Source organism: Halarchaeum sp. P4 (assembly GCF_051195175.1).
GTDB lineage: Archaea > Halobacteriota > Halobacteria > Halobacteriales > Halobacteriaceae > Halarchaeum.
Window position 1 is genome coordinate 53,379 of the sequence record NZ_JBNTKC010000005.1, and the last position, 22,665, is coordinate 76,043.

21 protein-coding genes, 1 pseudogene and 1 CRISPR repeat array are annotated in these 22,665 nt (G+C 64.6%); of the genes and pseudogenes, 16 read left to right on the forward strand and 6 right to left on the reverse strand.

Going from position 1 to position 22,665, the window contains the following annotated elements:
• Positions 1-6 precede the first annotated feature (6 nt).
• From ACQUS8_RS14580 to ACQUS8_RS14600, 5 genes are all read left to right on the forward strand, one after another.
• Positions 7-1,236, forward strand: coding sequence for a hypothetical protein (locus ACQUS8_RS14580; RefSeq protein WP_435102399.1), 1,230 nt, complete (start codon positions 7-9; stop codon positions 1,234-1,236).
• Positions 1,237-1,271: 35 nt separating this feature from the next.
• Positions 1,272-1,574: a hypothetical protein gene (locus tag ACQUS8_RS14585; RefSeq protein ID WP_435102401.1), complete on the forward strand. Its 303-nt coding sequence runs from the start codon at positions 1,272-1,274 to the stop codon at positions 1,572-1,574.
• 286 nt (positions 1,575-1,860) lie between these two features.
• Positions 1,861-2,343, forward strand: a complete 483-nt coding sequence (locus ACQUS8_RS14590) for an SWIM zinc finger family protein (protein ID WP_435102403.1) — start codon at positions 1,861-1,863, stop codon at positions 2,341-2,343.
• A gap of 75 nt (positions 2,344-2,418) precedes the next feature.
• On the forward strand, positions 2,419-3,570 hold the full coding sequence (locus tag ACQUS8_RS14595; protein ID WP_435102405.1) for a hypothetical protein: 1,152 nt from the start codon (positions 2,419-2,421) through the stop codon (positions 3,568-3,570).
• A 66-nt stretch (positions 3,571-3,636) separates the two neighbouring features.
• A complete protein-coding gene (locus ACQUS8_RS14600; protein ID WP_435102407.1) occupies positions 3,637-4,551 on the forward strand; it encodes a transcription initiation factor IIB in 915 nt (304 codons plus the stop codon).
• 119 nt (positions 4,552-4,670) lie between these two features.
• Here the strand turns inward: ACQUS8_RS14600 and ACQUS8_RS14605 are convergent, their stop codons facing one another.
• The gene (locus ACQUS8_RS14605; protein ID WP_435102409.1) at positions 4,671-5,846 is read right to left on the reverse strand and encodes a Fic family protein; all 1,176 of its coding nucleotides are present in this window, start codon (positions 5,844-5,846) and stop codon (positions 4,671-4,673) included.
• A 295-nt stretch (positions 5,847-6,141) separates the two neighbouring features.
• Between ACQUS8_RS14605 and ACQUS8_RS14610 the strand changes: the two genes are divergently transcribed.
• From ACQUS8_RS14610 to ACQUS8_RS14640, 7 genes are all read left to right on the forward strand, one after another.
• Complete coding sequence (locus tag ACQUS8_RS14610; RefSeq protein WP_435102411.1) at positions 6,142-6,549, forward strand: hypothetical protein; 408 nt, start codon at positions 6,142-6,144, stop codon at positions 6,547-6,549.
• An 8-nt stretch (positions 6,550-6,557) separates the two neighbouring features.
• Positions 6,558-8,162: a hypothetical protein gene (locus ACQUS8_RS14615; RefSeq protein ID WP_435102413.1), complete on the forward strand. Its 1,605-nt coding sequence runs from the start codon at positions 6,558-6,560 to the stop codon at positions 8,160-8,162.
• Positions 8,159-9,274: a hypothetical protein gene (locus ACQUS8_RS14620; protein ID WP_435102415.1), complete on the forward strand. Its 1,116-nt coding sequence runs from the start codon at positions 8,159-8,161 to the stop codon at positions 9,272-9,274. The genes ACQUS8_RS14615 and ACQUS8_RS14620 overlap by 4 nt, the downstream gene beginning before the upstream one ends.
• A 7-nt stretch (positions 9,275-9,281) precedes the next feature.
• The gene (locus ACQUS8_RS14625) at positions 9,282-10,304 is read left to right on the forward strand and encodes a hypothetical protein (protein ID WP_435102417.1); all 1,023 of its coding nucleotides are present in this window, start codon (positions 9,282-9,284) and stop codon (positions 10,302-10,304) included.
• On the forward strand, positions 10,301-12,220 hold the full coding sequence (locus ACQUS8_RS14630) for a VirB4 family type IV secretion system protein (protein WP_435102419.1): 1,920 nt from the start codon (positions 10,301-10,303) through the stop codon (positions 12,218-12,220). Before ACQUS8_RS14625 ends, ACQUS8_RS14630 begins: the two co-directional genes overlap by 4 nt.
• Entirely contained in the window at positions 12,217-13,428 is a 1,212-nt protein-coding gene (locus ACQUS8_RS14635) for a phage NrS-1 polymerase family protein (RefSeq protein WP_435102420.1), read from the forward strand. Before ACQUS8_RS14630 ends, ACQUS8_RS14635 begins: the two co-directional genes overlap by 4 nt.
• Positions 13,429-13,650: 222 nt before the next feature.
• Entirely contained in the window at positions 13,651-13,920 is a 270-nt protein-coding gene (locus ACQUS8_RS14640) for a hypothetical protein (protein ID WP_435102422.1), read from the forward strand.
• A gap of 656 nt (positions 13,921-14,576) precedes the next feature.
• Here the strand turns inward: ACQUS8_RS14640 and ACQUS8_RS14645 are convergent.
• The 5 genes from ACQUS8_RS14645 to ACQUS8_RS14665 form a co-directional block, all read right to left on the reverse strand.
• Positions 14,577-15,011 carry a type II toxin-antitoxin system VapC family toxin gene (locus ACQUS8_RS14645; protein WP_435102424.1) on the reverse strand — a complete coding sequence of 145 codons (435 nt, stop codon included), beginning with the start codon at positions 15,009-15,011 and terminating at the stop codon, positions 14,577-14,579.
• Positions 14,968-15,204, reverse strand: a complete 237-nt coding sequence (locus ACQUS8_RS14650; protein ID WP_435102426.1) for an antitoxin VapB family protein — start codon at positions 15,202-15,204, stop codon at positions 14,968-14,970. The genes ACQUS8_RS14645 and ACQUS8_RS14650 overlap by 44 nt, the downstream gene beginning before the upstream one ends.
• Positions 15,205-15,361: 157 nt before the next feature.
• Positions 15,362-15,508 (reverse strand): hypothetical protein, encoded by a 147-nt coding sequence (locus ACQUS8_RS14655; RefSeq protein ID WP_435102427.1) that lies wholly within the window; start codon positions 15,506-15,508, stop codon positions 15,362-15,364.
• 119 nt (positions 15,509-15,627) lie between these two features.
• Complete coding sequence (locus tag ACQUS8_RS14660) at positions 15,628-16,053, reverse strand: hypothetical protein (RefSeq protein WP_435102429.1); 426 nt, start codon at positions 16,051-16,053, stop codon at positions 15,628-15,630.
• Positions 16,054-16,572: a DUF7342 family protein gene (locus tag ACQUS8_RS14665; RefSeq protein ID WP_435102430.1), complete on the reverse strand. Its 519-nt coding sequence runs from the start codon at positions 16,570-16,572 to the stop codon at positions 16,054-16,056.
• A 135-nt stretch (positions 16,573-16,707) separates the two neighbouring features.
• On the opposite strand from ACQUS8_RS14665, the gene ACQUS8_RS14670 reads away from it, so the two are divergent.
• The 4 genes and pseudogenes from ACQUS8_RS14670 (at position 16,708) to ACQUS8_RS14685 (ending at position 22,623) form a co-directional block, all read left to right on the forward strand.
• The gene (locus tag ACQUS8_RS14670) at positions 16,708-17,232 is read left to right on the forward strand and encodes a hypothetical protein (RefSeq protein ID WP_435102432.1); all 525 of its coding nucleotides are present in this window, start codon (positions 16,708-16,710) and stop codon (positions 17,230-17,232) included.
• Positions 17,233-18,053: 821 nt separating this feature from the next.
• A pseudogene (locus ACQUS8_RS14675) lies at positions 18,054-18,833 on the forward strand (cell division control protein Cdc6); the annotation flags it as partial.
• 114 nt (positions 18,834-18,947) lie between these two features.
• Positions 18,948-19,205, forward strand: coding sequence for a hypothetical protein (locus ACQUS8_RS14680; RefSeq protein ID WP_435102434.1), 258 nt, complete (start codon positions 18,948-18,950; stop codon positions 19,203-19,205).
• Between the two features lie 11 nt (positions 19,206-19,216).
• A CRISPR array of direct repeats spans positions 19,217-20,572; the repeat unit is 30 nt; unit sequence GCTTCAACCCGACTAGGGTTCGTCTGTAAC.
• Positions 20,573-21,093: 521 nt separating this feature from the next.
• The gene (locus ACQUS8_RS14685; RefSeq protein WP_435102436.1) at positions 21,094-22,623 is read left to right on the forward strand and encodes an SLC13 family permease; all 1,530 of its coding nucleotides are present in this window, start codon (positions 21,094-21,096) and stop codon (positions 22,621-22,623) included.
• Positions 22,624-22,665: the final 42 nt, after the last annotated feature.

The window sequence follows — 22,665 nt, forward strand, 5'->3', positions numbered from 1 at the left end:
CGAGCGATGACGACGCTCGCGGAGCCGACTGTCCTCGCGGCGGCGAAGGACGCCCTCTACCCGGACGTCGCGGACCGGCCGGATCAGTATGCAGTGACGGAGACGCAGTTCACGACGGCCACGTGGGGGTCGGAGCCGATTCCGGCCGAGGTTCACGAGCGGCTGCGGCCGTTCAACTCGGTGCGTCTCACGTCGGGCGAGCCGGATTTGCTCGGCGTCGGGATGCCCCACGGGGAGGTGCTGAACGACGACGTCGCGAGCACGCCCGTCGTCGCCGTCGAGGCGAAGGGGTATCGGCAGAACGCGGGGACGGTGGACGTCGCGCGCGGCATCGAACAGGCGCATTCGCGACTCCCCGAGGTGAATCTCGGGTATGTCGCGGCACCCGCGGCGAGCGTGAGCGAGACCGCCCGAGCGCTCGCCCGCGAGCTGAACGTCGGCATCGTCGGCGTCGAGGACGCGCACGCGGCGTCGGTGCTCGAACCCGCGCGCATCACGGGCGCGGGCGAGTTCTCGCGCGGCGTCGAGGCGATTCGCTTCCAGGCGCGCACCAACCAGTACACTGCGGGGAGCTTCCCGGTCAACCACCCGAAGAACTACCTCGGCTACGTGCTCGCGTTCGTCGCGGACGGCGAGACGGACGCCCGCTACAGCGAGCACGTCATCAGGATGCCCGACGACGGCCGTCGCGGCGCTGCACTCCTCGGACTCGTCGACGTCCGCGGTGAGGAGCGACTCACGCACCTCGGCGCCGAGGTCGTCCGCTTCGCCCGAGCCGAGCACGGCAGCGTCAAGCGTGCCCTCGAGGCGTTCGACGCGTGGGCTGGTCGACGGACGCGCTTCACCGAACTCGCGCCGCGGTGGGCGCAGCTCGCGCGCTCGGTGACGATGCAGTACGAGCCGACACAACTCATCGTCGACGCGCTCGAAGCGCTCCACGCGGACGGCGTCGAAGAGGTCGCGCTCCCCGACCTCGTCGAGCGGGCGTGCGAAATCAACCAGCCGCTCGCCGTCGAGGTGTGCATCACCGAGGACGCACGCGAGGCCGTGCTGACCCGCGACGGCGACCTCGATACGGACGCACTCCGCGACCCCCGCGTCTACAAGACCGGCCTCCACTTCCAGTACAAGGCCCAACTCTACCACGTCGGCCTCGTCACCGAGCGTGGGACGGACGACAAGTCGGAGGTCCTCGACGACACGTGGCGCCTCGAACACCCGGTCGGTCGGCACTGAGGGTTCTTCACCGAGGACGGGACCAGCACTCCCCGATGGAGCGAACGTGGCGCCTCGACGACGGCGAGCGGACGAGAACGATTACGGCCGTGCGCCATCCGACGTGGCAGGGGATGACCGACCCGTGTCCCGAGTGTGGCGCACGCGAATTTCGACACGTCACGACGACCGGCGGCCGGTACGAGTGCGTCGACGGTGTCGTACTGCGGCGTGCGGAGTACTGGGACGGTGAAGGAGTACTCTTCGTGCAGTGTCTCGACTGTGACGCCGTCCTTTACAAGCACCCCGCCTTCGACCTGTCTGCTTCGACAGCAGGAGACGTCGTCGTCGAGTGGTGACGGTCTCGTCGGGCGTTTTTCGTGCGCGGCGACCGGCGCCGTGCATGGACAGACTCACCGCAGACACGGAACTGACTGGTGTCGAGCGTGCGAGAGACGGCGACGTCGACGACCGGGTCGCACTCACGCCGGACGGCGCGAGCTTCAGCTGTACGGTCGCGTTCGACGACGGCCACAATGCGGTGCGCTGCCGGTCGGTCGAGCGCCGAGCGAGGGACGTCACCCCCTCGCCGGGTTTTCTCGCGCCCCAGTCGGACTGGGGGCGCACTGAGTCGCCTCCGGAACCATGCACTCGACACAGCAACCAACCGGCGAGCGGCGTATCGACGCGACGCCGAACGGCCACGCCCTCCTCACCGTGACTGAAACGGCACTCTCGAACGCGGACGCCGAGGACCGTGTGTACTACCGCTGTCGGTTCTGTGGTCAGGAACGTCCAGAGCCCGAGCAGTTCGGCCGAGCGTGCGCGACGCCGTACCCGCGTTCGGCGGTCCGCGACGGCGAGTACGACATCGACGACCCACGGACGCGTCGAGCGCTCACCGAAACCATGGTGACGCGCTTTCTGGAGGACGGCGCGCGCTATGCCGTCGACAGCGAGAGCGGCCACACCTACGAGGTCGATATCGCCGAGCGCACCTGCACGTGCCCGGACTGGGCGAAACGCGGCGCCGAGCTCGGCCCGCAGGGCTGCAAGCATCTGCGCCGTGTCGAGCTCGAGATTCTGGCGCGCCGTCTGCCGCGACCGGACGGGCGCTTCGTGCGGTGAGGGAGTCTCTTCGAGAGACGTTTTTCGCCCCCTGACGGGTGCGGGGGCGTGAGACGGCGTGCCCGCGAGACGACTATGTCCCGACCGGAAACCGTACAGGTGTTCGCAGGAATCGACGACCGAGCAGCCGCAGTCCTCCCCGAGTGGTACGCAACGCGAGTTGGCGACGATGAGGTGGTGTCGTTCGCGGAGGCAGTCCGCAGTCTCCCGCGAGCGGTGGCGAGCGACGTCGCGTACCGAAACCCGTACACGGGTGCGTGGGAGCCGACCGAGCGCTTCACGGCGCTCGTGGACCCGGAGCGTGTGGCCGCCCGCGCGCGTGGCGAGGACGTGGATGCGCTCTTCCACGTCCCGACGGCGCACTACTCGATCATCACCCCCCTCGACGTCTACGGGCCTTTGGAGACGGCTGTCGCCGAGGAGACGGTGGACGGGCGGGCGCTCGGTGATGTCGTCTTCGGGGAGATTCGGCAGTACCGCGGCGGCGGCGAGGTGCATATGGACGTCCTCTTCGACGGCCTCTCGGTGACGCTCCCCGGTCGCGACGACCCGATCGCGGTCGGCTTCTCCTCGGGGTACGACTTCTTCGGCGGACACGCCGTCTACGTCGAGGGCTACGCGCAGGACGCCTATTGCGCGAACTCGATTCGGCGCCTCACCGAACGCCAGACGGTGAAACATGTGGGGGACATCGCGAACTTCGAGACGTGGTGGGAGTGTCTCCTCGCGCGGCTCGCGGTCGTCGCGGACGACCTTGCGGCGTTCATCCACGACGCCCAGGACGTGACGCTCGACCTTCGCGAGGTGCCGTTCGACCTCGTCGACTTCTACACCCTCCTCGACCTCCCGGAGTATCTCGCCCAGCGGGCGGCGAGCGACGCCCGCGGCGAGGCCGACGACCCCTTCGAGATGGACATGTGGACGCTCCACTCGGGCGCGACCTACGCCCTCACCCACCACTACACGGGCAAGGAGGGGGCGTCGCTCGACACCTACGTCCGGATCGCGAACGACATCCTGTTCAACCCGCAGGTGACCCTCGCGCGTCTCGTCCGTGCCTACAAGCGACGGGCGGACGCCGAGACGAGTGCGGACGGGCAGACCGGGCTCGGGAGTCAGACGGCGCTCGCCCAGGTCGAACGCGTCGAGCAGGACCTCGGTGCGAAGGTGGCGCGCTTCGAGTCCCGCGAAGCCCGTCTCCGCGAGCGCTTCGCCCAAACAGAGTAGCCGCTCCCGACGACGATTTATCGCCCCCTGACGGGTGCGGGGCGCGAGAGTGCCCTGCTGATACCGATGGCAACCAGTACCAACTACGAGAACGGCTTCGACGAAGACCATGGAACAGTCAGTGGGCGCTGCCCGGAGTGCGAGGGGCGGGTGCTCGCGGACGGCGGCGAACTCGCCTGTGTGGCGTGTGGGCTCGTTCTGGAGGAGGAACGCTTCGACCACGGCGCGACGCCGTGGTACGACGACGAGGACGACACGCGACAGACCGGCGCACCGCTGACGGCGGCGCGCCACGACCGCGGGCTCTCGACCGAGATCAGCTATGGTGGGGACGCGAACGGGACGCCGCTTTCCGGGCGGAAACGGCGGCAACTCGGCCGGCTACGCCGCGAGCACACGCGCGCGAAATGGCGCTCGAAGGCCGAGCGGAATCTCGCACACGCCTGCGGGGAGATCGACCGCATCGCGGGCGCACTCGACCTCTCGAAGGACGTCGTCGAGGAAGCCTGCACCATCTATCGGCGTGCCCAGACGGCGAACCTCATTCGTGGGCGCTCCATCGAGCTGATGAGCGCCGGTGCCGTGTACGGTGCGTGTCGATGCCGTGGTAATACGCGGACGCTCGACGAGGTTGCAGTCGTCGCACACTGCTCGAAAGGCGACGTGTCGCTCGGGTATGGCGTGCTCAATCGCGAGCTCGGCCTCGACGCCCAGGTCGTGCGCGTCGGCGACCATCTCTCCCGGGTCGCCTCACGGGTCGGCGCCAGTCGCCGAGTCCGGGAGTGCGCCGCCGCGTATCTCGACGCCGCGGAACGCGCGGGCGTGACGAACGGCACCCATCCCGGGGGCGTGGCTGCCGCGTGCCTCTACCTCGCCGGTGAGGAGTGTGGCAATCCCGTCACCCAAGCCGACGTCGCCGCGGCAGCGGGTGTTGCTGCAGCGACCGTTCGAAACCGGATCGAGGAGTTGCGGGGCGTCTAGACCGGCCGCTCGCACGCTGAATGTGAAGGGTGAGTATTCGCCTACCGTGATTTTAGCCTCGGAAGGGTAGAACCGCTTGGATGAGGTGACTCGTCTCGCTGCGTGCTATCGACTTCCTGTCAGTAGGTCTGCGGTGGCTGCTCGAGGATCTCGAAGATTTCGCGGGCACGATATTCCTTGTTCCGGTCCTGCCCGGTTACTTCCTCGAGGACTCCTTCGTCGACGAGGTCGTTGATCGCTCGCGACGCTGTCGGTTGTTCGACGTCGAAGAGCCGTTGCACAGTCGTACTGGTGACGTAGGGCTGTTCGAAGAGCTTCACCGCGAGTTGATTCTTCGTGTACGACTTCCCGCCGTACTCGGCGTCGTATCGACGCTTGAGGTCGGCTAGCGAGAGGGTTCTGTCGACTGATTCGCGGGCTTGCCGAGCGACGCCCTCGATGAAGAACGAGAGCCACGCCTCCCACTCACCGTCATATCGAACGCTCTCCAACCGGTCGACGTACGTCGGCTTATTTCGGTTAAAGTACTCGCTAAGATAGAGGTTCGGGCGTTCGAGATACCCCGCGTCGTACAACTGGAGTGTGATGAGGAGCCGGCCGAGACGACCGTTCCCGTCACCATACGGGTGGATAGTTTCGAATTGGTAGTGGAAGAGCGCGATGTCCACGAGCGGGTGGTAGCTCCCACCAGTTCTGTAGTAGGTGAACAGCGCGTCCATCAGACCCTCGATTCGGTTCGGAACGGGTGGGAGGAAGGCACCGATGTGGTTCGGTTTCGTCTTGTACGCGCCGATAGTATCGGTATCGACTCGATCGTCTGGAACGCCAGTGAGAAGTGTCTCGTGGAATTCGTGCAGCCGTTCGACGGTCAGCTCTTCGCCGCGATCGAGTGCCTCAATCCCGTCCTCGATAGCGTCTTCGTAGTTGAGGACTTCCTGCGTGTCCTTCGTTCGGCCTGCTGTGGGTTCGACGCTACGCTCGTCTTCGCCGGCGTCGAATGTGCGTGTCTCAAGGCTGTAGAGCGCGTCGTAGTCGACGTCCGCACCTTCGATTTCAGCGGATTCCATCGCCTCCTTGCGGAGGAGTGACGTGTAGAGCACTGGTGGGAAATCGAGTTCGAGGCTCACCCCACTCAGTTTCCCGAGCCAGAACGTCGCGTCTGAGAGCGTTTCGTAGAAGTCGTCCCCCAGATCGAGGTTCCGAGATGGCGGCAGTGGATCAGGTTTGTAGTACGACTCCCGGCCGTACGAGACGAGTTCGCCGGGAGCGGTAGCATCCAGTTCAGACTGCGCCATGCATGCTCAACTAGAAGACCCACTCATGAATTAATCTATTGTCTGTATATGAATACTCAGAGGTGTATTTTGGTCGTTGCATGAATTCATCTCGATATATGAATATCGGATGGCGTGTCGGTCATCGACTCACGACGTCAGTCGTGGGCGCCCACCTTGCATCTCTGTGAGCAGACCGAACTACGCATCGAGCCAGCAGCAACCCTTATCGTTACTGGAAACCTGATTGCGTCTCGGTAACTTGACCCACGACTGGCGACCGTGTGTCGTCAGCTGGTGGCGAGTGCCGTCAACCATGACGATGAAGCCGACCGGACAGACTGCGGTGTCGACACACGAGTGGCGTGCGGTGCTGACGCGGCGTCGGCGGCTCACGTTGGCGCTGGGGGCACTCCTCGTGGTGGCGAGCGAGCCGGCGCTCGCGCAGTCGGTTGGGACGGCGTTCTGCGAGTCGGATCTCGCGGCGACGGTGACGAACGTCTTCACGCTCATCCAGTTCGGCGGGCCGTTGCTCGGCGGCGTCATCGCGCTGGGCGCGACGGTGGCGCGGCCGATGGCGCGGCGTGCGGACAAGAAACTGGAGTTGACGGAGATGCGGAATCAGGCGCTCATCTGGGGTGTGATCGTCGCGCCGCTCGGAACGGTCATCCTGCGCTTCCTCCTGAACAACGTGGTCGTCGGAGGGACGAGTTGCGGCTTCTGAGCCGCCGGGTGCAGACACTCCTCGTGGTCGCGGTCGTCGCGGTGGGCGCGCTGAGTTCGACGGCCGGGGCGCGCGACCCACAGCCGGAGCACGGCTTCGACGCGGCGACGTTCTACCCGCTCTGGTCGGGCGACGCCGACACGACACTCCCCGCGAACGCGAGCGGGGACGTCCGGAACGTGACGCGCGTCTTGGACGTCCCGTTCGACGACCCACCTCTCGCGGTCGAGACGTGGAACGCGGCGGACCTCACGGACTTCCCGACGGGGGACGTCTGGACGTCGATACATCCACCGCACGCGACGCTCGTCGATGGCGTGCTCGTTAGGGACGCCTATATCGAGACGTTTGCGATCAACCCTTCGACGGTGGCGCGCCTCACCCGAAACGAGCCGCCGCGCTACGTCGGCGAATCGGGGCGTGTGCTCGCGACGCTGGATTATCGTGTCGCGCTCCCGGCGGGCACGAACGAGTCGTCGTGGTCGGTGGTCGAGCACGACGTCGAGCGTGTGCGCCTGCAGGTCGACGGCACGACGGCCGCCGCGACGGCGGGGACGCGGACGCCCAGTCTGTCCTTTGAGGGTCTCGCGGTGGGCGCGCATACGTTGACGGTGGTGGCGACGATTCGGGTGCGTGTCGAGGAATACGCCTGCGGGGAGGACGCCGCATGTGCGACAGCGCGCGTGCTCGACTCGGCCGTCGAGACGGTGACAGTCTCGGACTCGATTGCGGTACTGCGGCCGGATTTCGCGCCGACTGCAGTCCGACTCGTCGATGCGGACGGGAGTGTGGCGCTCGCGGTGTCGAGTGTGACGCCGTGGGCGGGCCTCACCACGAGCGAGGGGCGTGCGCAGGGTGTGTGGGCGGTCTACTCGGCACGTGACCCGGAGTGGGATACGCTCGTCGCGAGCACGGCAGTCGGTGAGACGACACGCGCGTCGCCACTCACCCCGCTCATGGTGTCGGCGTATCCGCGTGCGAGCGGCCCGAGTGCGGACGGGCGGCTCACACTGCACGCGAGCGTCGGCGTCGAGACAGCGAGTCCGAGTTTGCCTGCAAACGTCTCGCTCGATACGCCCGAGCGATATACGGCGAGCACGACGCTCGTCCTCGAGGACGTGCCCACGACCACCATGACGGTGCGCAGTCTGGTTCGTGGGCAGACGGCCACACTCGACACGGACGCGCTGCCCGTAGTGGAGCGCCGAGCGAGCACGCTCATGCTCGAGCGCGTCGCGAGCACGCGCGAGACCGTCACGCTCCAAGTGCGCCTCATGGACACCGAGACGGGCGCCCCGCTCGACACGGGCGTCGTCGGCGGGACGCTGACGCTCGACGGCGAGCCAATCGCGACGGACACGAACGGCACCGCGACGGTGACGCTCCCGCGCGCTGGCGGTGCGCACACCGCACGCTACACGCCCGTCGCGTGGTGGAACACGACCACTGACACCGTCTACGCCGCGAGTGACGACGTCGTCTACGTTCGTGACACGCCACTCGACCTCCTGGGTATACTCGCGGGCATCGGTATTCCCGTGGGGTTGCTCGTCGTCGCCGGGTTCCTCGTCGAGCGCATCACCGGCTGGCGCTTCCTCCGGGGGGCGCGATGAGTTCGTTCAGCGACGCCATCGTCGACGCGCTCGAGGAGTTCCTGCGGACGCTGCTCGCGCCCGTCGAGACACTCATCGAGACGCATGGGGACACGCTCCTCCGGACGATCGTGGGCACGCCGATGCCGGACGTCGTCATCGGCCGCCCGAGCGTCGCCCCGTGGCCCGCGCTCTACGACTACTACTGGAGCGACATCGTCCCGCTCGCCCTCCTCCTGTGGAGTCTCTCCGTGGGTATCGTCATCTTCCTCGAGTCGACGAGCCACCTCTTCAGCGGCTACCACCAGTCGCGCCTGAAGCGCCGCGCGTTCGTCGGATTGGTGGGGATTCTCTCGTGGTGGTGGCTCGCCGCGCTCTCGCTGCGCTTCGCGAACGCGCTCGCGGGCGCCATCCTCCCCGACCTCTCGGCCGTCTCGCTCTTCCAGACGCTCTCCTTCGGCGGCGTCGCGACCATCACGCTCGCCGTCTCGCTCTCCGTCGACCTCGCGCTCTTCCTGCTGCTGGCGCTCGTCTACGTCGGCCGCATCGTCGTCCTCTACCTCTTCGTGCTCCTGGTGCCGCTCCTCATCGCGCTCTGGGTGCCGGGCCTCGGGCCGTTCGCCTACGTCTCGAGATTCGTCCAGCGTCTCGCGGGCTTCTACGTCCCCTTCCTCCTGATGCCGATTCCGGTCGCGGTGCTCCTGCGGCTCGCCGCGGTCCTTGGCGAGGGGTTCGCGCTCGACACGCAGGGACTGTTCCTCTGGGTGGTCGCGCTCGTCATCCCCGTCGTCGCGGTGCTCTCGCCGTTCGTCCTCGTCTGGCAGGCCGGGAGTCTCCTCCAGACGGGCGAGCGCGTCGCACGCCACACCTCGCGGGCGCGCGGACAGGCCCGCCTCACGACCGTGCGCGGCAGTGGCCAGCAGGCCGTGCAGGGCGGCCGCGACTTCACGCGTGGCGTCCGGGGCGCACCCCCGACTCGCCCGGACGGCCAGACCGTCCTCCAAGGGTCGCGCGCCCACACCGCCGGCCGCCGCCTCAACGCGAGTGGCACGACGCTCCACAGTCGTGTCACGCGCCGTCCCGACCATTCAACGAACACCTCGACGCGCACGCGCGACGACGAGGACGACTAACCTCATCATGTACACACACGATCCGGACCCATCGAAACGCATCCCGAAATCGCTCGCCACGACGGCGACGCTCGTCGGCAACTACACGCTCGCGGACGCCGCGGTCGCGCTCATCCCCGCGGTGGTCGTCGTGCTCTGCTTCCAGCTCGTCGTCCCGTCGGACCTCGCCGTCTGGGGGTATCGCGTGCACGACGCCGCGCTCCCGCTCGTCGGCCTCGGCGTCCTCCTCGGCTGCGCCGTGGTGGCGCTCACGCCGACCTACACCTCGAGTTTCGACTGGCTGCGCACGCTCGCCGGCTTCTACCGGCGGCCACGCACCCAGACACACACCGAGGCCGGCATGGAGACGCGGATCGAGCGCGTCCACCCGGAGCATGACGCCCTCGAACGCACTGACGGCACGGTCATCGGGCTGGTGCGCGTCGACCCACCATCGATGGCGCTCGCCACCGACGCCGAGTGGACGCAGAAAGCACAGGCCTTCCGGGGCTTCCTCGACACCGTCGTCGAATTCCCGATTCAACTGTACGCGACGACGCGGCCGTTCCCCGTCGATGCGTATCTCGCACACTACGAGGACCGCCTCACGGACCCGGACGTCCGAGCGAACCCGCAGTTGGCGCGCCTCATCGAGGAGTACATCGCGTGGTACGGGGCCGAACTCGACGCACGCCAGATGACGATTCGCGACCACTACGTTATCGTCGGCGTCGCCCCACACGACGTGCGCTTCGAGGCCGGCACGGGACAGGGCATGCTCGCTCGCCTACCCGTCATCGGCGTGTTCGTCGACGCACTCCTCGCCCCACGTGTCGCCGACGAGCGCGCCGCCTGCGTCGAACTACTCGACGAGCGCCTCCGACGCGTCGAGGCCGGCCTGCGCGCGATCGATGGCTGTCACGCCGAGCGCGTCACCGCGGTCGAGGCCGCGCGGGTCGTCGCCGAGTACTGGCACGGCGAGCCAGTCGAGTACGGCGACCTCGACGCCGTGTTCCGGACGCGCCCGCTCATCGACGGGGGTGCAGCATGAACTGGCCGTGGTCGAAGCGGAACGCAGACTCCGTGGACGTCGACGTCGGCGAGACGCATCGCTCGGTGCTCGCGCCCGACGACCTCAAGGAGACGGCGGGCGGCCTCCGCCTTGGGGACTCGTACACGCGCACGCTCTGGATCGGCGAATTCCCGGACGCCCCCGTCGATGGCTTCCTCGAGGACGTCTACTCGGCGCGCGAAACCCGCAGCACTGACGTCAGCGTGCACCTCACGCCACGCGACACGCAGGCGACATTGCACGCGCTCGAAAACCACATCGAGACCTTGGAGGCGGACTACGACTACCTCAGCGAGCGCCGTCGCGCCGGCGCGCGCGGCATCGCCAGAGACCTCGACGACTACCAGGGCATCTACGACACGCTGCGGAACACCCCCACCAAACCGTTCGACGTCTCGATGTACCTCACGGCACGCTCGCGTGATGGCGACCCGGACACCGACCGTATCGCGGGTGCCGTCCGCCGTGCGCCTGCGAACCTCACGCCGATTCATCCGCGCTGGGCGCAACGCGACGCCTTCGTCGCCGGGAGCCCCGTCGGGAGTGATGCGTTCGGCGAGGCGACGGATGCGACGACACCGATGTTGAGCGGTGCCGTCGGCGCGATGTTCCCGTTCGTTGCGGGTGCGTTCGCCGAACCTGGCATCGAATACGGGACGTATGCTCCCACCGAGAGCCCGCTCATCCTCGATCGGTTCGCGCGCGACACCGGCTCGTGCACGATGGTCATCGGGACGCTCGGGGCGGGGAAGTCCTTCTCGACGAAACTCCAGTTGCTCCGCCGTGCGATGTACGATCCGGAGACGCTCATCGTCATGCTCGACCCCCTCGAGGGGTTCGCGGCCGTGAACCACGCCCTTGGCGGCGAGCGCGTTATCGTCGGCGGGACGCGCGGCCTCAATCCCCTCGACATTCGCCCGACACCACCCGAGGTGTTGGCGAGCGCGCGCGACGTTGACCCGTGGAGCGAGCAGATCACGTGGGTGCTCTCCTTCTTCACGACGTTCTTCGAGACGGTCGCGACGAACCCGCTCGGCGAGCGCCGCCAGACGCTACGCCGTGCCGTCCAACGCACCTACGAGGACGCCGGCATCACGAGCGACCCGGAGACACACACGAACCCGTCGCCGACCATCACCGACCTCATCGCCGTCCTCGAGGGGTTGCTCGAGGACCCCGAGGGGTATGGCTACGCGACGGCGGGCGAACGCGAGAGCGTGCGCGCCGACGCACAATCCCTCCTCAAGGACCTGCGGCCCTCGTTCGGGCCGGATGGTGACCTGCAGAACCTCGCGCGGCCGACCGAGCTCGCGCTCGACGCGAACGTCCTCTACCTCGACCTCCACCAGGACGAGGGCGTGCGCGGCCACCAGACGAGCCTCACGATGCAGGTCGTCTTCAACGCCGTCTACGAGCGCGCGAAGGAGACCACGAAGAAGGTCGTCTTCGTCATCGACGAAGCCCACTACCTCATGCGTGACGCCACCAGCCTCGAGTTCCTCGAAACCGCCGTGCGCCACAGTCGCCACTACGACCTCTCCCTACACTTCATCACCCAAACGGGCGGCGAGTTCGCGCTGACGCCCGAGGCACGCACCATCGCCGATCTCTGCTCGCTCGTCCTCATCCACCGCGTGCACGAGGACGCCGCGAAACTCCAGCAATGGTTCGACCTCAGCGACCGCGAAGTCGAGTGGGTGCGCGCCGCGAAAGCCGGGAACGACGCGGACGGGTATTCGGAAGCCCTCCTCGGCGTCGATGGCGACGGCTGGTTCCCCATTCGCGTGCGCGCCAGCGAGTACGAACGCCGCGTCCTCGATTCGGACCGTTCCGTGCCTGTCGACGACGTCGATGCGGCGTCGCGAGCACGAGCGGACGGCCGAGGTGGGCGATGAGTCCGTACGACGCCGTGCCGACGGCACTCCGCGAGTGCGCACAGTGGGTGTGCTGGCGGACGGCCGACCGCGACGGCACCGAGACGAAACTCCCCGTCAATCCGCGGACCGGCCGACTGGCGTCGGTCGCGGACGAGGCGACGTGGACGGACTTCGCGACGGCATATGAGGCGGTCGAGACGGAGAGCACGCTCTCGGGCATCGGGTTCGTCTTCACGGAGTCGGATTCGTTCGTCGGCGTCGACCTCGATGCGATGCGCGACCCCGAGACCGGGCAGCCTGACGTCGACGCGAAAGCCATCGTGGGTCGCCTCGACTCCTACACGGAGGTGAGTCCGAGCGGCACGGGCTATCACGTCATCCTCGAGGGAGCGGTGCCCGCGGGTGGGAATCGCGCCGGGCGCGTCGAGTGCTACGACCACGCACGCTTCTTCACCGTCACCGGCGAGCACGTCGCTGGGACGCCCGGGGAGATTGTGGCGCGACAGGCCGCGCTCGACGCCGTCCACCGCGACTACATCAATACGTCTGGTCAGTCTGACTGTTCAGTAATACCAGACGGTATGGCTGCACAGTCGGTGTCGGGAGACGATGCAGCGACGCCGACCGCGCAGTCGGACACGACCCACAGTCTCCCCGACGACGTCGTGCTCGCACGCGCCGGCAAAGCGAAGAACGCCCAGAAGTTCGCCCGCCTCTGGGACGGCGACACGACAGGCTACGACAGCCACTCCGAAGCCGACATGGCCCTCGCCTGCCACCTCGCCTTCTGGACCGGCAGAGACACCGCCCAAATGGACCGCCTCTTCCGGAAATCCGCCCTCTACCGCGCGAAATGGGACGACGCACACTACAGCGACGGCACCACCTACGGCGAAGCCACCCTCCAACGCGCCGCCCAGATCACGACAGACGCCTACACGCCCGCACGCGAGACGACCGCGAATGAGCAGAACCCCGGGCTGGCGACAGACGTCGCGAGTCTCCAACGCGACGTCGCGCGACTCGAACGCACCCTCGAACGCCGTACCACAGAGCAGGAGACCGTCGCCGACATCGAGCGTCGAGTCCACACGCTCACCACCCAACTCGAGTACCTCCAGAGCGAACTCGAAACCGAACGCGCCAAGCGCAACCGCCTCGCCACCAAACTCGCAATCCACGAACGCGACACCCAACCGTGGTGGCGACGACTCCGCCGGACGTGAGGAAGAGCCGTCACGAACGCAACACAGGACGACAGACACACCACCGTTTCACGTGAATCTGTTCGGAACGCTCGGTGGTCGAGAGCACGTGGAGAGAGTACGTTTCGTCTGTCTCACAGAGTCGGTCAAGACAGACGAAATCTACTCACCCGCCCAGAGGAGACTGTCGCTACCGGCTTCCCGAAAAAGAGCGCGTGTAGCGGAAGGTGAGAACTGGCAAGAGTGTTGGACGAGAGAGAATGGTCGCTATCAAAGGCAATCCAGACGCGCTATACCCAAATCGCCCGTTCACACGCTGCAGATCCACTCACGACCCTCAAAAGCGTCCAAAACCATCTCGCTGATCTCCATATGCTCGTCTTCCTCACCCGCACAGGCCAAAACCATGGAGAAGGCGGTGGCCGATACTACGAATACCAACTCGACCTCGACCCGAGCGTCATCCTCGATATCCGACGCGAAATTGAGGAGACACAAACCCCCACCTCGTAGTCTGACATGCGGGCGTAGCGTCGACGTGTCTCGAAGACAGACGAAACGTACTCTCTCACTCGCCCAGCCGGTCGTATATTGAGGGAGTGCTAGCGTCCACTTTGCCGAGACAAACGAAATATCCTCATCCAGTTGAGCAGAGATTATTATCGCCTTCGCTCTATCGTCGACGGACTCGACTGAATCGGCTAATATGACGGGCTGGCACGTCTCGAAGACAGACAAAACGTACTCTCTCCCACGACAGTCTGCACAGGAGAGCGAGTACAGCGCCGACGTCGGTTGCTCCGAGACAGACGAAACGTACTCTCCCACCCAATCGGGACAGTCCCCCGATTTCGACGTCGAGTACAGGAGAACTTCCTAACGGCAGTATAACGAGTAGAAAGTCAATCTAACGACGTCGATGGACGCCGTCGCGTACGCCACCCACTCTGCCTTGTCCGCACGCAACTGGGCGTTCGCACGCTGGAGCTCCGCGTTCTCCTCGTGGACGTCACTCGACGTCGACGGCAGTCGGCAAACACTTGGGACGCGGGGTGTCGTGCACACGGACGTCGCGACCGGTGCGGAGTTCGGATGCATATTCAGGGAAGCCGGTTTGTCGACGTACAACCCTGGAGCTCACGTGGAGACCGTCTTCTACTACCCTCGCGTCAGTATGTCTCTATCTCGACGTCGAGGCGCTCGAAGTCCTCGACGTTGCGCGTGAGAACCGGCTCATCAACAATGTCGGCGGTCGCTCCGATGATGACGTCACCGTCATCGACGGCGTTCCCCTCGTTCATCAGTTCGCCGGAGAGCCGTCCTGCCTTCCGCATGACGGCCGTGTCGGCAGGCTGTGTTGGCTTCGACGTCAGGACCTCCTTCACCTTCGCCTTCTCCGCCTCAGACTGGTCGGACCGCGCGATTCCGTAATAGAGCTCGAATAGAGTCATCGAGGAGATTCGCTGCTGAACGAGGTCCGTTTCCAACTCTTCTGCCTTCTCTACGGCATCCTCGTCACCGTTCATCAGGTCGATGAGGAAGTTCGTGTCGAGAAGTACTCTACGCCTCACCCAGATCGTCGGCGATACCTTCGAGTTCGTCACGACGACGCGCGCGGCGTTCTTCGACCGCGTCGCGGAGTGCATCGGCTTCCTCGTCGCTCAGGATGCCGGCGATTTCGAGGAGGGACCGCTCGCCAGCCAGCCGGAGGACGACCTCGGAGAACGTCTCGTCGTCGCGTTTGTGGGCTTTGAGGCGCTCGTACGCGTCATCCGAGAGCCGGATACTCTTCGACATATGCATACAGTTGTATGCAGACCAGCAAAGGACTTTCCCCACCCGACAGTATTCGAGTTCCCCGGCCTGAACGCGGTCCGCAATCGCCATCACGTGGGGATAGCCGGCGATTTTCGACCGACACGATTGAGCAGTATATCGAGCGAACGGAACGCGTTTAGCGGAGCGTACGGCCTTCACCCTCGGGGTCAAGCCCCGAGGCACTTGCCCTGCTCCGCCTGTAGACCACGTAGAAGTCGTGGCCGTCCGATTCGAACGCCGTCTCCAGGGCGTCGAGTTCGTCGGCCCAATCGTAGAAGGTCATACTCGCAGTGACATCCTCCCACGACGTTAGTCGTGGGCTTCCCACGCCCGTGTGCGCTGGTTTGGGAACTTACGTGTACGACCCGACACGCCGATGGGAGTGCCACGCCCCCGTTACTCCTACTCATCGTTCCACAGTGTATCCAGCCGCTGCTCGACGGCCGTGAGAACGGTCGCGTAGACATCGAGCGGATGTGTTGATGCGAGCGTGAGGTCGCTCGTCCGTTCGGCGTCGGGTGGCTCGTGGAAGTGGAGTCGCGTATTGTGGGCGTTCGGATGGCGGTCCCAGCGACACGCCCACGGGGTGCACGTGGCGTGAGTTTCACGGTAGTGCATCGAGAAATCGCCGGTGGTGAACCAGCGGACGTCGAGTCGAGCCGCAGTCACATACTCGGGATACCGATCAGCGTCGAGGTGGGCGTGGAGGAGACGTGGCTCGTGTGTCGTCGGGTCGAAAACTGTCTCAGTGACGAGTGTGGCGTCGGCGAGATGGCGTTCGAGAAGCCGGAGCACGTGGCGGTCCGGCGGCCCGGTCGTCTCCGACATCTAGGCGTTGATCAGGTGGCCGTCATTCTGTGCGAGCTGCCGAGCGAGGTCGTAGAGGCGGAGGTCGCGAATCGTCGCCTGCCAGTCGCCCACCGTCGCCATCGCGTCGTGAACTGTCTCGTGGGCGTCTTGCTCGAAGACGTCGACACGGGCGGGATCGGTCGTCCCGAAGCGCTCCTCGTAGGTCGCACGCTCCGCCTCAAGCTCCTCGACCCGCTCAATGATCTCCTCAACGGTGAGGTCGCGGGCGAGACGGCGTGCTTCTTGCCACTCGAGATATCCCTCGTCGCGTACGTATCGTGCCGGCCGACTCTCCGTGTCAGCACGAACGACACCCATCTCGGCGAGTCGATCGAGATGCTTCTTCGCGGCAGTCGCCGAACAGTCCGCGACGTCGGCGATATCGGGATACGCTGTCGGCTCCGTGATTCCGAGGACGACGTCGTAAATCCGGTCGAACGTATCCGCACCATCACGCCATTGTGTGTCCGTATCTGGTGCCGGGTCGAAGCCATCCATACGGCACACTACGCAGAGCGTACAGATATAGCTTCGCTCCTCCAAATATTTGTACGGCGGGTGGCGTTCACGTAGCCCCGCACAGAGAGTTCTACCGACCGAAAGACTTTGCGTCCAGTCACCAACGAGACAACAATGGGGCTGTACGACCGGCTTGTCGTCGAAGACGGACTCACTCTCCCAAAATTCCCCACGGGGCGACAGCCAAGCGAAATCGACTGGCAGACGAAAGATATCGGCCACCCCATCGGCCAACAGTACAAGCTGACCGTGGACGGACGGCTGTTGCGCCACGAGGAGGAGTATCGGGAGAAGACGCCTGTGGAGAAACAGTCCGAAGCGGAATCGCACGGCTTCGACTCCTGGGCCGAGTACGAGGCGTTTTGCGAGAATGCAGATCCCGGCGACCTCCTGGAACGCGGACTTGCACCAATCGCGCCGCAGTCTCAGACAGTCGCCGAGGAGTTCTGGCTAGACCACAACATGCACGGATCCTTCGAGTTCCACGGCTCACGCGACGACATCGCCGATGGCCTCTTCTGGTCATACGAAGCCCGCTTCACGCGCGGCGCCCTCGACGCGATCGTGTTCCTTGGCCGACGCGGCGATGACGAGTCTGCAGTATTCAAACCGGACGAATCCGACGTTGTTCGATTCTGAACAGGGGAATATACTTAACTCGATGCTCGTGAGTCCGCCGGGCTCAACAGCGGTGAGAAATCCTACAGTGACGAATTACTGACTGCGGATCCGACTCTCGGCGGTCATCAGGTAGAGGCTGGGACCAGACACATCCCACCATTTCCGACAGCATCATTATACAAATTGGATATTATTTAAGTGATTGATACTGTCTAGTATTTGGTCGTTGTCGGGAATCTCTGAGGTGTTGAGTGGTAGAATTGGTGTTCGTGTGGAGTCCAGGACACCCCTTTTTCGAGTTGTAAACCACTGCCTTCAGAAGCGCGAGCGCCACCAGCTTTCCCTAAGAAGGTCTGCTGTATCCTGAAAGTGAGCCTAGCCCGTCTCAATCCTCAGTTTCGATCACCCTCGATCGCCAGAGCTCAGATTCGCAGCCACAAGCGAGCTACGGGAAGTCAGACACACCACCATTTCACGTGAATCAAAGCGGTTGCGAGCAGGCGCTCCACAGAACGAATTGCCTGACCGTTAGTTTACCAGCCGACGGGAGTCAGGAGAAGAACTACGATCAGAGACACACCACTGTTTCACGTGAATCTGTGATACCTGCGAAGCGCCAAGGCACGAGCTAGAGAGCCATACGATTACGATCCTGTAGATGGAAGTCTTAGTAAGAGCTCTGGAGTGGGTTAACTAGGAGAGAACACACCACCATTTCATCTAAATATCTAACAGGAACTCGTGATGCATTGGCGTACGCGCCCACTTCCAGTCGAGGCAGCTCCCCACAAGAGGGAGATTCACATGAAACGATGGTGTGTTCGTGGACGGTGGGTCACTCGATCGGCGAACGCGACGAAATCCTCTACGAGCTCCCACGCGCACGCTCCAACGGCAACCTCGACGAGACGAAAGTCGGCGTCATCGGCATCTCGAACGACTTCAAGTTCCGCGAACAGCTCGACCCACGCGTCCAAGACACCCTCTGCGAGCGCGAACTCCAGTTCCCACCATACGACGCGACCGAACTCACGAACATCCTCGAATCGCGGGCCACCGTCGCTATCAACGACGACGCGCTCGGCGATGGCGTCGTGAATCTCTGTGCAGCACTCGCTGCACGCGACAGCGGCAGTGCGCGTCAAGCTCTCGACCTCCTCCGTCTCGCCGGCGAACTCGCCCTCAGTGAGGATGCCGAGGCAGTCCGGACCGAGCACGTCGAAGCCGCACAGACGAGACTCGAACAGGAGCGCGTCGAAGAAGGGATGCGACAGCTCACACAGCACGGCCGCCTCGCGCTCCTCGCCGTCGTCCTCGAAACGGCTAGAGAGGACACACCCGCCCGGACGAAATCCATTTACTCGGCCTACCAGACCCTCTGTGACTCGACGGACACCGACCCGCTCACACAACGTTCACTCCACAATCATCTTTCCGACCTCCGCATGCTCGGCATTCTCTCCACCAGTGAGAACCGAAGTGGAAGTCCCGGTAACTACTACAGCTATTCACTCGACGTTCCCGTCGGGAGCGCACTCACCGCGATGGACGACGTCCTCCGGCTCGAAGGCGAGATTGAGACGATTCGCTCAATCGCCGAGCAGAACGATGTCCTCTAACGAACACCTACAGCGTGTCTCGAGTAGGAATACCTCCACGCGGAGAGCGCGACTAGGACCACGGAGAAGACGTATGAGGACTCAATACACGATCTGCGCCAGTACGCGGACTGGATGATTCCCATCGACGACACGCCGTCGAGTCCGTCTGCAACGTCGACGACATCCCGTATCGGCCGGACCATCGACACCCATCGCAACGACGCCGGCGAGCGCTGCCGCACACTCGCGAACTACGGCCGTCTCGAGCGCCACGACGGCAACGACTCGCTCAGCGAGCAAGACGAAGCAGATCTTGAGGAGGAACTGAACGCATCAGAACCCGTCAAGTCGGAACTCACATTCGCAGATCGCGCCCGGGAATGCCTCTAGGCTTAGTACGCACCTCAATCCGACTAGGGTTCGGCAGTAACGGCGATATGTCGGAACGCGCCCGAGAACTGGGCCTCGCTTCAACCCGACTAGGGTTCGGCTGTAACTGCCCTTCGTCTGACTGAACCCGAGGCGTTTCATCCAGCTTCAACCCGACTAGGGTTCGTCTGTAACCATCTCTTGGTCGCGTTCAGCGGCTTCCACCCGGCTTCAACCCGACTAGGGTTCGTCTGTAACAGGCTGTATTCGTTCGCGTAGTTCGCCGCCACACGGCTTCAACCCGACTAGGGTTCGTCTGTAACACCCCCGCGAGCGTCTGCACGCGCGGCCGCATCTGGTAGATGCTTCAACCCGACTAGGGTTCGTCTGTAATCCTCCCCTACACGCGACGGCTCCCACCCGTCGCTTCAACCCGACTAGGGTTCGTCTGTAACCGGCGGGGTGGTCGGTCGCGGTCTCCTCGCGGTCCCCGCTTCAACCCGACTAGGGTTCGTCTGTAACGAGGACGACCCGACGATTCGCCGCTGTCTCGGCTACGCGCTTCAACCCGACTAGGGTTCGTCTGTAACGACGAGATAGAGCCCGAGCGCGTGTACGACCGGCTGGCTTCAACCCGACTAGGGTTCGTCTGTAACTGCTCACATCGCGCTCGATGTGTCGCAGCTCAGCGAGCTTCAACCCGACTAGGGTTCGTCTGTAACGCGGCGCTTAGGATGTGCTTCGCCGGCGCGAACGGCGGCTTCAACCCGACTAGGGTTCGTCTGTAACGCAGCTGGTGCCACGGCCGCAGTACTCGGTGCACGAGCTTCAACCCGACTAGGGTTCGTCTGTAACACGTCGCCGTCGTCGCCGTCGTCGCCGGCACCCTGGCTTCAACCCGACTAGGGTTCGTCTGTAACCAGCCTGCGGGTAGTCGAGTCGGTCATCGTCGGAGTAGCTTCAACCCGACTAGGGTTCGTCTGTAACCGCCGAGCCGGTCAGCAATCTGCGGCCACGTCTCGTGGCTTCAACCCGACTAGGGTTCGTCTGTAACTTTCGACGGTCGCGACGACGATCTCGAAGACGCTGGCTCCCGCGGGCTTCAACCCGACTAGGGTTCGTCTGTAACTGGGTCGCTTAGTGGCCAGCAGTCGGCGACGACGCTTCAACCCGACTAGGGTTCGTCTGTAACAAGAGGCGGTCGTCTGGTTCTGGTTCCGCTACGCGCTTCAACCCGACTAGGGTTCGTCTGTAACGCATCAAGTACGCCATCGAAGCGACCGAGGACTTCGCTTCAACCCGACTAGGGTTCGTCTGTAACTCGCTATCGCGAACGACGTCTCCATCCTGCTCGGTGCGCTTCAACCCGACTAGGGTTCGTCTGTAACCATGGCCAATTTGGGAGCCACAGAGGCGCTTCTCACAGTTCATCCATCAAGGTTTTCGTCGACCCTCAGTAGTCGTCGTTCCCCCGGGGGGTCGACGACGAACTGCGTTCCGACAAGGGTTCGTCATCTCGCCCCGACCTGCTGTCCGACGCCGTGCAGGCTCCCGTCGAGCCACGACGCGTACGACTGCACCGTCGCGTCAACGTGCCCCTCGGACACCCGCGTGATGCGCCCTCGAGTGCGGCCGCACGCTGGAGCGGCGCACGGCGCTCCGTCTGTGCTTGCTCGGCCGTGAGAACACGTGCCTCCAGCCCCACACCCAGGTGTCGAGACGCTCCAAGCCGGACGCGACGGCGGCGTACGCGCCATATATGGGGCGTTCGTGGTGCGCCAGGCCGTCGAGAACGCTCGCAACGTTCGGCGTCGTCTGCACGCTCCCGTCGCCCGGCGACTGCGTGTGTACAGATTGTCGCGTGCCACCCAGAATCGGTTTTATATCGTACTCCTGTGATAGTGGAGGTATGCTTCCCCATCCTCGGCTCTCGAGAGCGTCCGTCGGCCTTCTTCTTGGCCCGGTCGTGTTCGCCGGCCTCTTTCTCACGACCCCGTTCGGGCTCGCCCCGGAAGCGACCGGTGTCCTCGCAAGCACCGCGTGGGTCGTCATCTGGTGGGTGACTGAAGCCGTCCCAATTCCCGTGACGTCACTCCTCCCCATCGCCCTCTTCCCTGTGACCGGTGTGATGCCCGCGAGTACCGCGACCGCGCCATATGCGGACCCGATCGTCTTCCTCCTCCTCGGGGGCTTCCTCCTCGCACTCGCGATCGAACGCTGGAACCTCCATCATCGACTCTCACTCCTCATCATCTCCCTCGTCGGCACCAGCGCGAACGGTCTCGTCCTCGGATTCATGGCCGCGACGGCGGTCCTCTCGATGTGGATTTCGAACACAGCGACCGCGATGATGATGGTGCCAATCGGGGCGGCAGTCATCGTCGAACTCACCACGATCGGCGGCCAGCGAACACCACCGCTCGACCACGCGGACCTCGAGGAGCCGAACGAGCCACTCGACGTCGAGGGCGAACTCCTCCACCACCCCAACGACGAACCGACCGACCTTCCGAACACCTCCTTCGGACTGGCGCTCATGCTCGGCATCGCCTATGGCGCCTCAATCGGCGGTGCGGCAACACTCATCGGAAGCCCACCGAATGCAGTTCTTGCCGGCGTCGCCGAGGCAACTCTCGGCGTCGAAATCGGCTTCCTCGAGTGGATGCTCGTCGGGGTGCCGCTCGCAGCACTCTTCCTCGGCATCACGTGGATCATGCTCATCGGACTGCTCCAGCCATCGATCGAGACACGACCCGGACGCGACGACGTCATCGAGCGACAACTGGCTGCACTCGGCCCGATGACGACCGGTGAACGCCGCGTCCTAGCCGTCTTCGCGCTCGTCGCGGGTGGCTGGATCCTCCGCCCCTTCGTGCTGCAGCCCGTCTTCCCGATGCTCACCGACGCGATAATCGCAGTCATCGGCGCCGTGCTCGTGTTCCTCATTCCAGTGGACGGCGACCGCATGCTCACCTGGGAGTACACGACGCGTGTCCCGTGGGGCGTCCTGTTACTCCTCGGCGCCGGGTTCTCCATCGCCCGCGGATTCCAGGAAAGCGGGCTGGATAGCGTCGTCGCGGACGCACTCACGAACCTCGGAATTACGGGCCTTACGGGCATGATCCTCCTCGTCGCAACGGTCGTCATCCTGCTGACGAACGTCACGTCCAACACCGCAACCGCCTCCCTCTTCATGCCGATCACGCTGAGTATCGGGCTCGCCATCGGCGTGACACCACTAACGCTGATGGCAACCGCCGCCTTCGCCGCCACGTTCGCCTTCATGCTCCCGGTCGCGACCGCACCCAACGCAATCGTGTTCGGCAGCGGCTACATGACAATTCCCCAGATGGCGAAAGTCGGGGCCGCCCTCACCATCCCCGCAATCCTCGTCATCTCGGCGATCGCAATCTGGTGGATCCCAATCGTCTGGACGTAAGCCCAAGCACTCACCGAACTCCGCGAAGCCAACCACAAAAAC

Excerpts from the sequence above, each read along its gene's own strand:
- ACQUS8_RS14580 (WP_435102399.1), top strand. The coding sequence starts at position 7 with ATGACGACGCTCGCGGAGCCGACTGTCCTCGCGGCGGCGAAGGACGCC.
- ACQUS8_RS14585 (WP_435102401.1), top strand. The coding sequence starts at position 1,272 with ATGGAGCGAACGTGGCGCCTCGACGACGGCGAGCGGACGAGAACGATT.
- ACQUS8_RS14590 (WP_435102403.1), top strand. The coding sequence starts at position 1,861 with ATGCACTCGACACAGCAACCAACCGGCGAGCGGCGTATCGACGCGACG.
- ACQUS8_RS14595 (WP_435102405.1), top strand. The coding sequence starts at position 2,419 with ATGTCCCGACCGGAAACCGTACAGGTGTTCGCAGGAATCGACGACCGA.
- ACQUS8_RS14600 (WP_435102407.1), top strand. The coding sequence starts at position 3,637 with ATGGCAACCAGTACCAACTACGAGAACGGCTTCGACGAAGACCATGGA.
- ACQUS8_RS14605 (WP_435102409.1), bottom strand. The coding sequence starts at position 5,846 with ATGGCGCAGTCTGAACTGGATGCTACCGCTCCCGGCGAACTCGTCTCG.
- ACQUS8_RS14610 (WP_435102411.1), top strand. The coding sequence starts at position 6,142 with ATGACGATGAAGCCGACCGGACAGACTGCGGTGTCGACACACGAGTGG.
- ACQUS8_RS14620 (WP_435102415.1), top strand. The coding sequence starts at position 8,159 with ATGAGTTCGTTCAGCGACGCCATCGTCGACGCGCTCGAGGAGTTCCTG.
- ACQUS8_RS14625 (WP_435102417.1), top strand. The coding sequence starts at position 9,282 with ATGTACACACACGATCCGGACCCATCGAAACGCATCCCGAAATCGCTC.
- ACQUS8_RS14630 (WP_435102419.1), top strand. The coding sequence starts at position 10,301 with ATGAACTGGCCGTGGTCGAAGCGGAACGCAGACTCCGTGGACGTCGAC.
- ACQUS8_RS14635 (WP_435102420.1), top strand. The coding sequence starts at position 12,217 with ATGAGTCCGTACGACGCCGTGCCGACGGCACTCCGCGAGTGCGCACAG.
- ACQUS8_RS14650 (WP_435102426.1), bottom strand. The coding sequence starts at position 15,204 with ATGTCGAAGAGTATCCGGCTCTCGGATGACGCGTACGAGCGCCTCAAA.
- ACQUS8_RS14655 (WP_435102427.1), bottom strand. The coding sequence starts at position 15,508 with ATGACCTTCTACGATTGGGCCGACGAACTCGACGCCCTGGAGACGGCG.
- ACQUS8_RS14660 (WP_435102429.1), bottom strand. The coding sequence starts at position 16,053 with ATGTCGGAGACGACCGGGCCGCCGGACCGCCACGTGCTCCGGCTTCTC.
- ACQUS8_RS14665 (WP_435102430.1), bottom strand. The coding sequence starts at position 16,572 with ATGGATGGCTTCGACCCGGCACCAGATACGGACACACAATGGCGTGAT.
- ACQUS8_RS14670 (WP_435102432.1), top strand. The coding sequence starts at position 16,708 with ATGGGGCTGTACGACCGGCTTGTCGTCGAAGACGGACTCACTCTCCCA.
- ACQUS8_RS14680 (WP_435102434.1), top strand. The coding sequence starts at position 18,948 with ATGATTCCCATCGACGACACGCCGTCGAGTCCGTCTGCAACGTCGACG.
- ACQUS8_RS14685 (WP_435102436.1), top strand. The coding sequence starts at position 21,094 with ATGCTTCCCCATCCTCGGCTCTCGAGAGCGTCCGTCGGCCTTCTTCTT.